This is a genomic window from Mycobacterium sp. E3339 (genome assembly GCF_001666915.1).
Classification (GTDB): domain Bacteria; phylum Actinomycetota; class Actinomycetes; order Mycobacteriales; family Mycobacteriaceae; genus Mycobacterium.
In genome coordinates this window covers 1-12416 of sequence record NZ_LZIZ01000161.1, presented here as the reverse complement: position 1 = coordinate 12416, position 12416 = coordinate 1, and the positions used below count along the sequence as shown (strand labels likewise).

The 12416-nt window shown below is 70.2% G+C and carries 14 protein-coding genes and 1 pseudogene; 7 read left to right on the top strand and 8 right to left on the bottom strand.

The genetic code is table 11. The annotated features are described in order from the left end of the window. Together A5702_RS14445 and A5702_RS14440 are read right to left on the bottom strand one after the other, a co-directional pair. Window positions 1-185, bottom strand: a 185-nt coding sequence (locus A5702_RS14445; protein WP_156669630.1) for a PPE domain-containing protein, incomplete at its 3' end; no start/stop codon positions are given. 8 nt (window positions 186-193) lie between these two features. After that, a complete protein-coding gene (locus A5702_RS14440; protein ID WP_369817912.1) occupies window positions 194-481 on the bottom strand; it encodes a PE family protein in 288 nt (95 codons plus the stop codon). 366 nt (window positions 482-847) lie between these two features. Between A5702_RS14440 and A5702_RS14435 the strand changes: the two genes are divergently transcribed. Then, window positions 848-1594 (top strand): SIMPL domain-containing protein, encoded by a 747-nt coding sequence (locus A5702_RS14435; protein WP_068221536.1) that lies wholly within the window; start codon window positions 848-850, stop codon window positions 1592-1594. Window positions 1595-1596: 2 nt separating this feature from the next. Here A5702_RS14435 and hpt read toward each other — a convergent pair whose 3' ends face one another. Genes hpt through dacB form a run of 4 tightly spaced genes read right to left on the bottom strand, consistent with a single transcriptional unit; the run spans window position 1597 to window position 5640 of the window. Next, entirely contained in the window at window positions 1597-2208 is a 612-nt protein-coding gene (gene hpt, locus A5702_RS14430) for a hypoxanthine phosphoribosyltransferase (RefSeq protein WP_068221534.1), read from the bottom strand. A gap of 50 nt (window positions 2209-2258) precedes the next feature. Then, window positions 2259-3221 (bottom strand): tRNA lysidine(34) synthetase TilS, encoded by a 963-nt coding sequence (gene tilS / locus A5702_RS14425; RefSeq protein ID WP_068221532.1) that lies wholly within the window; start codon window positions 3219-3221, stop codon window positions 2259-2261. Further along, complete coding sequence (locus A5702_RS14420) at window positions 3200-4258, bottom strand: zinc-dependent metalloprotease (protein WP_068221540.1); 1059 nt, start codon at window positions 4256-4258, stop codon at window positions 3200-3202. The genes tilS and A5702_RS14420 overlap by 22 nt, the downstream gene beginning before the upstream one ends. After that, a complete protein-coding gene (dacB, locus tag A5702_RS14415; RefSeq protein WP_068221530.1) occupies window positions 4255-5640 on the bottom strand; it encodes a D-alanyl-D-alanine carboxypeptidase/D-alanyl-D-alanine-endopeptidase in 1386 nt (461 codons plus the stop codon). Before dacB ends, A5702_RS14420 begins: the two co-directional genes overlap by 4 nt. Before the next feature lie 114 nt (window positions 5641-5754). Here dacB and A5702_RS14410 point away from each other — a divergent pair, with 114 nt between their 5' ends. Both A5702_RS14410 and A5702_RS14405 read left to right on the top strand, forming a co-directional pair. Further along, the gene (locus A5702_RS14410) at window positions 5755-6243 is read left to right on the top strand and encodes an inorganic diphosphatase (RefSeq protein WP_055403801.1); all 489 of its coding nucleotides are present in this window, start codon (window positions 5755-5757) and stop codon (window positions 6241-6243) included. Window positions 6244-6310: 67 nt separating this feature from the next. Beyond that, on the top strand, window positions 6311-7003 hold the full coding sequence (locus A5702_RS14405; RefSeq protein ID WP_068221528.1) for a hypothetical protein: 693 nt from the start codon (window positions 6311-6313) through the stop codon (window positions 7001-7003). On the opposite strand, the gene A5702_RS14400 is transcribed toward A5702_RS14405, so the two are convergent. After that, complete coding sequence (locus A5702_RS14400) at window positions 7000-8085, bottom strand: DUF475 domain-containing protein (protein WP_068221526.1); 1086 nt, start codon at window positions 8083-8085, stop codon at window positions 7000-7002. The two genes, A5702_RS14405 and A5702_RS14400, sit on opposite strands and share 4 nt — an antisense overlap. A gap of 90 nt (window positions 8086-8175) precedes the next feature. Here A5702_RS14400 and A5702_RS14395 point away from each other — a divergent pair, with 90 nt between their 5' ends. Genes A5702_RS14395 through A5702_RS14385 form a run of 3 tightly spaced genes read left to right on the top strand, consistent with a single transcriptional unit; the run spans window position 8176 to window position 10528 of the window. Continuing rightward, entirely contained in the window at window positions 8176-9447 is a 1272-nt protein-coding gene (locus A5702_RS14395; RefSeq protein ID WP_068221524.1) for a hypothetical protein, read from the top strand. Between the two features lie 23 nt (window positions 9448-9470). Next, window positions 9471-10172: a glycosyltransferase family 2 protein gene (locus A5702_RS14390; RefSeq protein ID WP_055403797.1), complete on the top strand. Its 702-nt coding sequence runs from the start codon at window positions 9471-9473 to the stop codon at window positions 10170-10172. After that, the gene (locus A5702_RS14385) at window positions 10169-10528 is read left to right on the top strand and encodes a DUF2304 domain-containing protein (protein ID WP_067819035.1); all 360 of its coding nucleotides are present in this window, start codon (window positions 10169-10171) and stop codon (window positions 10526-10528) included. Before A5702_RS14390 ends, A5702_RS14385 begins: the two co-directional genes overlap by 4 nt. A 123-nt stretch (window positions 10529-10651) precedes the next feature. On the opposite strand, the gene A5702_RS14380 is transcribed toward A5702_RS14385, so the two are convergent. Continuing rightward, on the bottom strand, window positions 10652-11596 hold the full coding sequence (locus tag A5702_RS14380; RefSeq protein ID WP_197499769.1) for an NAD-dependent epimerase/dehydratase family protein: 945 nt from the start codon (window positions 11594-11596) through the stop codon (window positions 10652-10654). Here A5702_RS14380 and A5702_RS14375 point away from each other — a divergent pair. Beyond that, window positions 11562-12416 (top strand): annotated as a pseudogene (locus tag A5702_RS14375) (hypothetical protein); the annotation flags it as partial. The gene A5702_RS14380 and the pseudogene A5702_RS14375 overlap by 35 nt on opposite strands.

Genomic DNA, 12416 nt, shown 5'->3' with positions numbered 1-12416 from the left:
GCCGCCCCCTGCCACGGCCCGTCGTCAAGTCCCGCGAGAACCGACCCGTAGGAGGATGCCGCGGCATCCAACTCGGCGGCGAGTGCGTTCCAGGCCGCAGCGGCGGCCAGCAGCGGCCCCGAGCCGGGTCCCGAATACATCAGCGCGGAGTTGATCTCCGGCGGCAACTGCGCGAAATCCAGCATCTCCCCGCCTAACCGACGGCGGCGGTGTTGGCGATCTCCGTGGCGGCGTACGAACCCGCGCTGATGCTCAGCGTGGTCGCCAACTGCTCACGAACCGTCGCGGCCTGGGCGCTGATCTCCTGGAAGAGCTTGGCGTGCCAGGAGAACTGCGCCGCGGTCAACAGCGACACCACATCGGCGGCCGCGGGAGCCACCCCGGTGGTCGGAACGGCCGCCGCCGAATTGCCCTCCCGCACAGCCGTATTGATGCTGTGCAGGTCGCCGGCGGCCGAGTGCAGCATGTCCGGCTGAGCCATCAGATAAGACACGTCCCCTCCTGGAAAATCGATTCAGATCAACAGCTTTCAGACGCCTGAACACGTTAGGGAGTCGCATCCCGGGACGACAGGCCCGCGGCCGCATCTTCACCACCGATTCGATGACTGTTCACTTAGCTGGCCGAGAATGCTGGAACATTTGGATTTCCCATGAAAGATATTACAAACCAATATGATTGGGACATATATGCACATATATGCGGCCGCTAATGCGGCGCATCAGACGTTTGCCGGCGCGCCAGTTATGGTTGAAAGTATTGCCACACAACGAAATTCGATTTTGCGACCGAGCCGCAGTGGTCAGCCCGTAGCATCGGCGCACCCCGAGCGGCTAGGGTGCCACTCATGCCGGTCGCAAAGAATGCCCCGAGGTTCGCCCGCAAGTTGATCGCCGTGGCCGTCGCCGGCTTGGCCGCCACCACCGTGTCGGCGTGCGATTCCGCACCCTCAGCGCCCGCGCCCGGGGTGCACCCCCGTCAGGTCACCGTCCTCGGGTCCGGCCAGGTCCAGGGCGTCCCGGACACCCTGACCGCGGACGTCGGGATCGAATTCACCGCACCCGACGTGACCTCGGCGATGAACCAGACCAACGATCGCCAGCAAGCGGTCATCAATGCTCTGGTCGGCGCCGGCGTCGACCACAAAGACATCAGCACCACCGAGGTCACGCTGCAGCCGCAGTTCAGCAATCCCGAGCCCAACGGCGCCGCCACGATCACCGGATACCGCGCGACCAACGCCGTCACCGTCAAGATCCACCCGCCCGACGCCGCGTCCCGGATGCTGGCGCTCATCGTCGGCACCGGCGGCGACGCCACCCGGATCAAGTCGGTCAGCTACTCGATCGCCGACGACTCGCAGCTGGTCAAGGACGCCCGCGCGCGGGCCTTCAACGACGCCAAGAGCCGGGCCGAACAGTACGCCCAGCTGTCCGGGCTCCGGCTGGGACGGGTGCTGTCGATCTCGGAGGCGTCGGAACCGGCGACAGGCGGGCCGCCGGCGCCCCCGAGGGCGATGCCGAGCGCGGTCCCGCTGGAACCCGGCCAGCAGACCGTGAGCTTTTCGGTGACCGCGGTGTGGGAGCTGGACTAGGGCTACTGCTGGTAGACCCGGGGGTCCAGGGTGCCGATGTACGACAGGTCGCGGTAGCGCTCGTCGTAGTCCAGGCCGTAGCCGACGACGAAGTCGTTCGGGATGTCGAAGCCCACGTAGGCGATTTCGACGTTCGCGCCCTTCGCGTCGGGCTTGCGCAGCAGCGTGCACACGCGCAGCGAACGCGGATGGCGGCTGGTGAGGTTGCGCAGCAGCCACGACAGGGTCAGGCCGGAGTCGACGACGTCCTCGACGATCAGCACGTCGCGGCCCTGGATGTCGCGGTCCAAGTCCTTGAGGATCCGCACCACCCCCGACGACGACGTCGAGGACCCGTAGGAGCTGACCGCCATGAACTCGAACTGGGTGGGCACCGGGATCGCCCGCGCCAGGTCGGTGACAAAGATCACAGCGCCCTTGAGCACGGTGATCAGCAGCAGATCCTGGCCGGTCTCGGTCATCACGCTGCCGTAGTGCCCGCCGATCTCCTCGCCGAGTTCGGCGATGCGCGCCTGGATCTGCTCGGCGGTGAGCAGCACCGACTTGATGTCCCCCGGATACAGCTCCACGGGCTGGGCGGGGGTGATCGCCGAGGAGATCTGGGCCACGCCCACAGAGTGCCACGCCAACGGCCGAATAACCAACGGCGACCCCGGTATTGCGCCTACCGGACGGGTTCGCGCCACAGCGTCAGAACGCCGTCGCGCCGCCCCGCGATCAACCGCTCGGCCCGCAGCGCGGACCCGACCGCCACCCCGCCCTGCCCGCGCCAGGCGGTGACGAGCGCGTCGACACCGCGGATCTGCTTGTCGGTCAGGCCTGTTGCGCCACCGGCCAGGAGCCAGCCGCGGATCACCCGGCGCCGAACCGGGGCGGCCAGCGCCGCCAGGGCCTGTGCCCGCAGGCCCGCACCCTCCTTGGCCCCCGGCAGCGCCTGGGCGGCCAGGGTGTCGATCAGCTCGGTGTCCTCGCGCAGCGCGGTCGCCGTGCGGGCCAGCGCCTCGGCCACGCCCCCGCCCAGCACGTCCTCCAGCAGCGGCAGCACCTCCAGGCGCAGCCGGGACCGGGTGAAGCGGCGGTCGGTGTTGTGCGGATCCTGCCAAGGGGTCAGGCCCAGCTCGCGGCAGGCGGCGTGCGTCACGGCCCGGCGCACGCCCAACAACGGCCGGCCCCATGGCGAGTCGTACGGCCGCATGCCGGCGATCGACCGCACGCCCGACCCCCGGCCCAGCCCCAGCAGGACTGTCTCGGCCTGGTCGTCGAGCGTATGGCCGAGCAGCACCGGCCCGTCGTGGTAGGCGCTCAAGGCGGCATAGCGGGCGGCGCGGGCGGCGGCCTCGGGGCCGCCCTCGTTGCCGACGTGCACGCGAACCACTTGTGCGGCAACGCATCCCAACGTGACGGCTTGCTCGCGGGCGGTTTCGGCGATCGCGGCCGACTCGGGTTGCAGGCCGTGATCGACGATCACCGCGGTGGTCGGCCGCAGCTGCGCCGCCACCGCGGTGAGCGCGAGGGAATCGGGTCCGCCCGACAGCGCCACGCCCCATCGCTCGACGGTGGCGACGTGGGTCTCGATGAACGCCTCGACAGCCGCGCGCAGCTGCCCTACAGCACCCTGTCGATCCATCGCTGAGGTTCTTCGATCTCGTCGGGCAGGGGCAGCGTCTCGGGTCCGGTCCAGATGGCGTTGAACCGCTCCATGCCGACCCGCCCCACCACATGGTCGACGAACGCCTTGCCCCGGGTGTACTGGCTGAGTTTGGCGTCGAGGCCCAGCAACGCGCGCAGCAGCCGCTGCAACGGCGGCTGTTTGCGGTTGCGGCGCTCGTCGAATCGACGGCGGATGGTGGTCACCGACGGCACCACCATCGGCCCGACGGCGTCCATCACGTGGTCGGCGTGGCCCTCCAGCAGCGTGCCGAGCACCAGCAGCCGATCGAGGGCCTGACGCTGCGGCTCGGACTGCACCGCGCGCACCAAGCCGACAATGCCCGACGAGTTGCCGTCCGCCGACCCGTCGCCGCGGTTGCGGACGTACTCCGCGAGCCGGCTCGCCACCTGCGCGATGTCTTCGCCGGCGTCCCGCGTCAGCAGGGCCAGGGACTCGGACATGTAGTCGGACAGCCACCGGTTGGCGGTGAACTGCACCCGGTGGGTCACCTCGTGCAGGCAGACCCACAGCCGGAAGTCGGAGGGCTGGACCCGCAGCTGCCGCTCGACGGCGATCACGTTCGGGTACACCAGCAGCAGGCTTCCCTCGTTGGAGGCGTCCAGGCCCCTCGCGAACGGGTCGTACTGGCCGAGGATGCCCGACGACACGAACGCCAGCACGGCCCCCGTCTGCGCGCCGGTGACGCGGCCGGTGAAGAAACCCCGCGGCTTCTCGGCCCCCTTCATCATCACGCGCATCGACTCGGCCGCCGCGCCGATCCACTCCGGCCGGTCGACGATGCGGGCCGGCGGCACGGCGCCCTCGGTGACCAGGCCGGTGACCTCGCGCACCGGCGGTTCGGCCTCCGCGGCCGAGCGGCTGAGCTCGTCGATCACCTGGCGCCGCGTGTAGTCGCTCGCAGCCGGACCCGGGCGGGCCAGCCGTTGGCCGACGGTTGCGGCAAATCCCCAGTCGACCGCGGTACCGAGCGTCAGCTCCGAGGGCGGGCTCATGCGCACCCGCAGGACCACAGCTTGGTGGCCAGCGCGTCCATCACGTTGCGGCCGTTCGGCCCCGCGGCGTTGGAGATGAAGGCGAACGTGAGGACCCGTCCGCTGCGGTCGGTGAGCACCCCGGCCAGGGCGTTGACCGCGGTCAGCGATCCGGTCTTGGCCCGCAACCAGCCGGCCGGCCCCTGGTTGGATGCCGCGTCGGTGAAACGGTCGGCCAGCGTCCCGCTGCCGGCCGCGATCGGCAGCAGGTCCAGCAGCGCCCGCAGCGTCGGCTGGTCGGGTCCGGCGGCGGCCTGCAGCACACCGTCGAGCGTCTTGGCGGTCAACCGGTCGTCCACCGAAAGACCGCTGGAATCCATCAGCGTGGCGCCGCCGGTGTCGACGTGCGCGGTGCTCAACCGGTTGGTCACCGCGTCGGCCGCACCGGCGAAGCTGCGCGGCCGGTTGATGGCGGCCGCCACCTCGCGGGCGATGCATTCGGCCATCACGTTGTCGGAGTGGTCCATCATCTCCGACAACCGCTGGACCAGCGGCGCCGACTGCACGACGGCCAGCTGCCGCGCGCCCGACGGCGCGGTCGCGATCGTCACCGCGGCGGGATCCAGGCCGAGCGCCTTGGCCAGCTCCCGCCCGGCATCCAGCGCCGGGGTGCGGGACCGTCGGGAGTTGACCGTGGTCGGCTGGATGCGCCCGGCGTCGATCATCACCGACTCGATCGGCGCGATGTCGCCGTTGTCGACGTCGGCCGCATCCCAGCCCTGGGCCATCGTCGGCCCGCTGAACGCCGAGGTGTCGACCTGCACGGCGGTCGGGGTCACGCCGCTGCGGCGGACCTGCTCGACGAGGTCGCTGATGCGGGCCGACCCGCGGTACCAGGTGTCCACACCGGGCGGCGCGGCCGACAGCACCGGGTCACCCGCACCGACCAGCACCACGGGCCCCTGGGCGTTCTGGCTGCCGGCCACCACTCGCGTGCTGATCCGGGCCTGATGGTCCAGGGTCAGCAGGGCCGCGGCCGCCGTCAGCACCTTGTTGGTCGACGCCGGCACCAGCGGCATGTCGTCCGCCACCTGCCAGAGCTCTTTCCCCGTCATGGCGTCCGTGACCCGGGCGCCCAACCTGCCCAGGTTCGGATCGGCCGCCACGGCAGACAGCACGGCCGCCACTCCGGCGGGGTTGGGAGTCTCCGCGGAGTCGCTGACCGGGACCATGCCCGGCTTGACCGGCGGCGCGTGCGGAGGCGGTATCGGCGCGTGCGAGCTGTTGCCGCCGTGGCCCGCCGAGGTGAAAAACGTCGCCGCCGCCACCACGGCGGCAACGAACGCCAGCACCGCCAACCCAACGAACACCTGGGTGGATTTTTGCCAGCGAGTGGGACCCATCGCTCTCCTGACTGTCTCCGACCCATTCTGCCGAATCCGGCGCACCGGGCTCGACTAGGGTGATCCCCGACGCGACGGGACCACCGCGAAACGCCCAGATCTAAGGAGCGCACAGTGCAATTCGATGTGACCATCGAGATCCTGAAAGGCCAGCGGAACAAGTACGAGATCGACCACGAGACGGGACGGGTGCGTCTGGACCGCTACCTGTACACCTCGATGGGCTACCCGACCGACTACGGCTTCATCGAGGACACCCTCGGCGAAGACGGCGACCCGCTGGACGCGATGGTTCTGCTGCCGCAGTCGGTCTTTCCCGGAGTCATCGTCGAGGCGCGTCCGGTGGGCATGTTCCGGATGACCGATGAAAAGGGCGGCGACGACAAGGTGCTGTGCGTGCCCGCCGGCGACCACCGCTGGGACCAGGTCCAGGACATCGGCGACGTTCCGGAGTTCGAGCTGGACGTGATCAAGCACTTCTTCGTGCACTACAAGGACTTGGAGCCGGGCAAGTTCGTGAAGGCCGCCGACTGGGTCGGCCGCGCGGAGGCCGAGGCCGAGGTGCAGCGTTCGATCGAGCGGTTCAAGAAAGAGGGGCACTGACGCCCGCTGAGGTGCGGTGACGCTCACGGCGTAACCGCACCCCGATTTCCGGTGGCATCCTGGCGAGGTGACCCCGGTGTGGCATTTCGCCGCCAACTTCTGGTGGCTGGTTTTTCCGCTGGGCGGCGCGATCGGCGGCGGCCTTCGCGCCATTGCCGCCGCCAACGAGCGCCGGGCCGAGCGTCGGCTCGAGCGGTATCGGCTCAAGCAGCAAGCCAAGATCGCGGTGGCCGAGGCCTCCGGCCGGGCGCGGACCAACCACGAGAGCGACCGACGAGAGCTCGCCAAACTCGTTGCGGCGCATAACGGCACCGACGGGCGGTGGCTCGAATACGAAGTCGACATCGCGCGACTGCTCGACTTCCCGATGATGACCGACATGCGCGCCCCGCTGACCGTCGCCTTTCACAAGGCCAAGCGGCACGCGGACCTGCTGCGGCCGGAACCGCCAGAGAGCCTGCTCGGCGACCGGGACGCCTTGGCCGAATACCGCGACGCCGTTCACGAATACGTCAGCGCGTTCGAGATCGCCGAGGCCGAGGCGATTCGCCGGCGCCGCAGCGACTTCTCGGCGGACGAGCAACAACGGATGGCGCGGGCCCAGAGCCTGCTGCACCTGGCGCAGGACGACGCCGCCACCCGCGAGGAACGCCAGAATGCCTACGCGCGGGCGAGCAAGGAATTGGACGGCCTGATCGCGCTGCCGGCGCCCGCGCGGGTCAGCATCGAACGGCGCATCGCGGGCCAGATCGAGGCCTAGCCGGCCGGCGAGGCGGCGGCCTTGGCCTGGCGCCGGTTGCGGAGCACGCTCCAGCTCAGCGCCGCCCCGATGAACACCACGCCCACCGAGGCGGTGATGGGATCGGGGACCTCGAACCGCGGGGCGATCGACAGCAGCATGATCACCGCCAGCACACCGATCGCCCAGTGCGCGCCGTGTTCCAGGTACACGTACCGGTCCAGCGCATCCTGCTTCACCAGGAAGATCGTGATCGACCGCACGAACATCGACCCGATCAGCCCGAGACCCAGGGCGATGACGACGGGGTCCGAGGTGATCGCGAAGGCGCCGGTGACCCCGTCGAACGAGAAGGCGGCATCGAGCACCTCGAGATAGAGGAACAGGCTCAGGCCGGCCTTGCCGGCCGCCGTGCCGGCCGACACCGCGTCGATGTCCGGGGGCCGAAACGCCCGGCTCAGACCGTTGACCACCAGGTACGTCACCAGGCCGAGCAATCCGGCGGTGAGCACGGTCGCGCGCTCGCCGCCGGAGTGGGTCAGCCGCGTGCCGACGAGGATCAGCGCGACGCCGGTGACCGCCACCGGCACCTGGCCCAGCCGCCCGATGCGGGCGAACGGGATCTCGATCCACTTGAGCCACTTGATGTCTCGGTCGTGGAAGACGAAATCCAAGAACAGCATCAGCAGGAATGTGCCGCCGAACGCCGCGATCTGCGGATGCGCGGCGGTGATCAGCTTTTCATAGCTGGGCGAGCCGTCGGGGAATTCCAGCGCGCCGTGCGGCGGGGGGTTCAGCGCCAACTGCATCGCGCGGACCGGATCGAGTCCCGCGGTCACCCACACGATCACCAGCGGGAAGAGCAGCCGCATGCCGAAGACCGCGATCAGAATCCCGACGGTCAAGAACATCTGCCGCCAGAACGGGCTCATCTGCTTGAGGATCGCGGCGTTGATGATGGCGTTGTCGAACGACAGCGACACCTCGAGGGTGGCCAGCACCAGCAGCAGGAAGAGGTCTTTGAGGCCGCCGTGGGCGTATCCGACCGCGAGGGCCGCCACGGAGACCAACAGCGAGATCCCGAATATGCGCAAGGCGGCCAAGGTCCTTTCCGACAGCCGCCCACGATAGCGAACGCCGCTCGCCGCCGCCGACCAGCGCCCACCGGCACCTACTATTTTCAAATTGTGGCGATGCCCGAAGTCGGCGGTACCCCAGCGTCGACCGGCGCCGGTCCGATCACGCGCGGCAGCGTGGCCCGGGTCGCCACCGCGACGGCGCTGACCGCCCTGTGCGGCTACGCGGTGATCTATCTGGCCGCCCGTGACCTGGCCCCGGGCGGCTTTTCGGTGTTCGGGGTGTTCTGGGGGGCGTTCGGCCTGGTCACCGGCGCCGCCTTCGGGCTGCTGCAGGAGACCACCCGGGAGGTCCGGTCGGCCCGCTACTCGGCGGCGCCGGCCGGCGACGAACCGCGAACCCACCCGCTGCGGGTCGCCATGCTGGTCGGTGTGGCCGCGGCCGGCGTCATCGGCGGCAGCTCGCCGCTGTGGAGCGGGCGGGTGTTCGTCGAGGAGCGGTGGCTGTCGGTGGCGCTGCTGTCCGTCGGGCTGGCCGGGTTCTGCGTGCACGCCACCCTGTTGGGCATGCTGGCCGGCACCGACCGGTGGACCGGCTATGGGGCGTTGATGGCGACCGACGCCGTCATCCGGGTGGCGGTCGCCGCGGCCACCGTCCTGCTCGGCTGGCGGCTGGTCGGCTACCTGTGGGCCACGGTCGCGGGCGCGGTCGCGTGGGTGATCGTGCTGGCGGTCTCCCCGTCGGCCCGGGCCGCCGCCCAGGCGCTGACGCCCGGCGGCGTCCAGACCTTCCTGCGGGGAGCCGCCCATTCGATCACCGCCGCCGGCGCCAGCGCGGTCCTGGTGATGGGCTTTCCGGTGCTGCTGAAGCTGACCAGCAACGAGCTGGGGGCCGAGGGCGGGGTGATCATCCTGGCCGTGACGTTGACGCGGGCGCCGCTGCTGGTGCCGCTCACGGCCATGCAGGGCAACCTGATCGCGCATTTCGTCGACGCGCGCGGTGACCGGATTCGCGCCCTGGTCGCCCCGGCCGCGATCATCGCCGGCGTCGGCGCGGTCGGGGTGGGGGCGGCCGGGCTGGTGGGCCCCTGGTTGCTGCGGGCCGCGTTCGGGCCGCAGTACCACGCCAGCGGTGCGCTGCTGGCCTGGCTCACCGGGGCGGCACTGGCGATCGCCATGCTGACGCTCACCGGCGCCGGGGCCGTCGCGGCCGCGCTGCACCGGGCGTACTCGCTGGGCTGGGTTTCAGCGACGGTGGCGTCGGGATTGCTGCTGTTGCTACCGCTGCCCCTGCCGGCCCGCACCGTGGTGGCCCTGCTGTGCGGACCCGTGGTCGGAATCGGCGTTCATCTGGCGGCGCTGGCGCGCGCCGGGCGCTCAGCCGGCTGATCCTGGCTAACCTTATGGGCTAGATGGTTACTGAACCCAGATACTCGGGCGCCTGGATCGTCATCCCCGCCTTCAACGAAGCCGCCGTCATCGGCGAGGTGGTCGCCGACGTGCGCTCCGTGTTCGACAACGTCGTCTGCGTGGACGACGGCAGCGCCGACGACACCGGCGAGATCGCCCGCCGGGCCGGTGCGCACCTGGTGCGCCACCCGATCAATCTGGGGCAGGGGGCGGCCATCCAGACCGGCGTCGAGTACGCGCGCAAACAGCCTGGGGCGCAGGTGTTCGCCACGTTCGACGGGGACGGGCAGCACCGGGTCAAGGATCTGGCCGCGATGATCGACCGGCTGTGCGCGGAGGACGTCGACGTCGTGATCGGCACGCGGTTCGGCGCGCACGGCGGGACCCGACCGCCGTTCGTGAAGCGGGTGGTGCTGCAGACCGCCGCGCGGCTGAGCCGCCGCGGTCGCCGACTTGGCTTGACCGACACCAACAATGGGCTGCGGGTGTTCAACAAGAAGGTCGCCGACGGGCTGGACATCACCATGAGCGGCATGAGCCACGCCAACGAGTTCATCATGCTGGTCGCCGAAAACCATTGGCGCATCGTCGAACAACCGGTCGAGGTGCTCTACACCGATTACTCGAAGTCGAAGGGGCAGCCGCTGCTCAACGGCGTCAACATCATCTTCGACGGGTTCCTGCGAGGGAGGGCTTCACGATGAACTGGATCCAGGTGCTGCTGATCGGCTCGATCGTCGCGCTGCTGGTCTACCTGCTGCGGTCGCGGCGGAACGCGCGCTCGCGGGCCTGGGTCAAGGTCGGCTACGTCGTCTTCGTGCTGGCCGGGATCTACGCCGTGGTCCGGCCCGACGACACGACCGTCGTCGCGCATTGGTTCGGGGTGCGCCGCGGCACCGACCTGATGCTCTACGCGCTGATCATGGCGTTCTGCTTCACCACCATGAGCACCTACATGCGGTTCAAGGACCTGGAGCTGCGCTACGCGCGGCTGGCCCGGGCGGTCGCGCTCGAGGGCGCCGAGGAGCCCGACGCTCCGCACTCTGCGTCGAACGTGTAGCCCAACCTGCCCGCGCGCCGCGGCTGAGTGTGCGCTGACGGCATTGCGGGTGTACCCACGGCGGAATTTCTGCGAAGTCCCCGCCCTAGACGCACACTCGAAGCCGCGGCAGAAGGCGCGGGGTCAGACCGTCCGCGCGCCGCGGAAGTACTCGACCGTGCGGCGCACGCCGTCGTCGAGCCCGACCCGCGGCCGCCACCCCAAAACCCGCTCCGCCAAACCGATGTCGAGGCAGGACCGCCTCAGGTCGCCGAGCCGCGGCGGCGCGAACTCCGGATCGTCGGGCCCGCCGACGGCCGCCGCCACCGCCGAATGCAGCTGCCGGTCCGAGGTTTCGATGCCGGTGCCGATGTTGAAGCGCTGCCCACCGCCCGCCTCCCCCGCGGCCTTGACGAAGGCGTCCACCACGTCGTCGACGAACACGTAGTCGCGGGTGTTGCCGCCGTCGCCGAACACCCGGGTGGGCTTACCCGACAGCAGCGCCTGGGCGAAGATCGCCACCACACCGGCCTCGCCGTGCGGGTCCTGGCGGGGGCCGTAGACGTTGGCCGGCGCGATGTGCGAGCAGTCCAGGCCGTACAGGTGGCGGAAGGTGTTCAGGTAGATCTCCCCGGCCACCTTCCCCGCGGCATACGGCGACGCCGGGTCGGTCGGCACGGTCTCGGGCGTCGGATATTGGGGCGGGGTGCCGTAGATGGAGCCGCCGGACGAGGTGTGAACGACCTTGCGCACCCCCGCCAGCCGCGCCGCCTCGGCCAGGCGCACGGTGCCGATGACGTTGACCGAGGCGTCGAATTGCGGGTCGGCCACCGAGTGCCGCACGTCGATCTGGGCCGCCAGGTGGAACACCACCTCGGGCCGGTGCTCGTCGAGGATGGCCTGCAGGTCGGCGGTGACGATGTCCGCCTCGACGAAGACGAACGCCGGGTTGTCGGCGAGGTGCTCGAGGTTGCTCGCGCGGCCGCTGGCGAAGTTGTCCAGCCCCACCACCGCGTGGCCGTCGGCCAACAGGCGGTCGACTAGCGTCGACCCGATGAATCCGGCTGCCCCGGTGACCAGTGCGCGCACCGGCCCACCATACATAGCGGCCGTGGCCATCGCGCTGATCGCCGTCCAGCTGGGAATACGCGCGGCGCTGGCGTTCGGGGGCTACTTCTATTGGGACGACCTGATCCTGATCGGCAAGGCCGGCACCCACAACTTGCTGTCGCCCGCGTACCTGTTCGACGACCACGACGGCCACGTCATGCCGGGTGCTTTTCTGGTCGGCGGGGCCATCATCCGGCTGGCCCCGCTGAATTGGACCGGCCCGGCAATCAGCCTGTTGGTGCTGCAGCTGCTGGCCTCGCTGGCGCTGCTGCGGGCGTTGCACGTCATCCTCGGCTGGCGGCCGGTGCTGTTGCTCCCGCTGACGTTCGCGTTGTTCACGCCGCTGGCCGTGCCGGGCTTCGCCTGGTGGGCCGCGGCGCTGAACTCGCTGCCGATGCTGGCCGCGCTGGCCTGGGTGTGCGGCGACGCCGTCCAGCTGGTGCGCACCGGCGACCGGCGTTACGCGCTGACCGGGACGCTGGTCTACTTCGGCGGGCTGCTGTTCTTCGAAAAGGCCGCGGTGATCCCGTTCGTCGCGTTCGCGGTGGCCGCGCTGCTGCGCCACGTCCAGGGTGATCGGGCGGCGCTGCGGACGGTGTGGCGGGCCGGGCTGCGGCTGTGGATCCCGGCCCTGACGGTGACGGCGGGCTGGATCGCGCTGTATGTGGCCGTGGTGAACCAGCGACGGTGGAGCACCGACCTGGCGATGACGGCGGACCTGCTGGCGCGGTCGGTCACGCACGGCATCGTCCCCGGGCTGGCCGGGGGTCCATGGCACTGGGACCGGTGGGCGCCGGCC

What these genes read in the sequence shown, in the direction of transcription:
- A5702_RS14440 (WP_369817912.1), bottom strand. Translation starts at nt 481, where the DNA reads ATGGCTCAGCCGGACATGCTGCACTCGGCCGCCGGCGACCTGCACAGC.
- A5702_RS14435 (WP_068221536.1), top strand. Translation starts at nt 848, where the DNA reads ATGCCGGTCGCAAAGAATGCCCCGAGGTTCGCCCGCAAGTTGATCGCC.
- tilS (WP_068221532.1), bottom strand. Translation starts at nt 3,221, where the DNA reads ATGGATCGACAGGGTGCTGTAGGGCAGCTGCGCGCGGCTGTCGAGGCG.
- A5702_RS14420 (WP_068221540.1), bottom strand. Translation starts at nt 4,258, where the DNA reads ATGAGCCCGCCCTCGGAGCTGACGCTCGGTACCGCGGTCGACTGGGGA.
- dacB (WP_068221530.1), bottom strand. Translation starts at nt 5,640, where the DNA reads ATGGGTCCCACTCGCTGGCAAAAATCCACCCAGGTGTTCGTTGGGTTG.
- A5702_RS14395 (WP_068221524.1), top strand. Translation starts at nt 8,176, where the DNA reads ATGCCCGAAGTCGGCGGTACCCCAGCGTCGACCGGCGCCGGTCCGATC.
- A5702_RS14390 (WP_055403797.1), top strand. Translation starts at nt 9,471, where the DNA reads ATGGTTACTGAACCCAGATACTCGGGCGCCTGGATCGTCATCCCCGCC.
- A5702_RS14385 (WP_067819035.1), top strand. Translation starts at nt 10,169, where the DNA reads ATGAACTGGATCCAGGTGCTGCTGATCGGCTCGATCGTCGCGCTGCTG.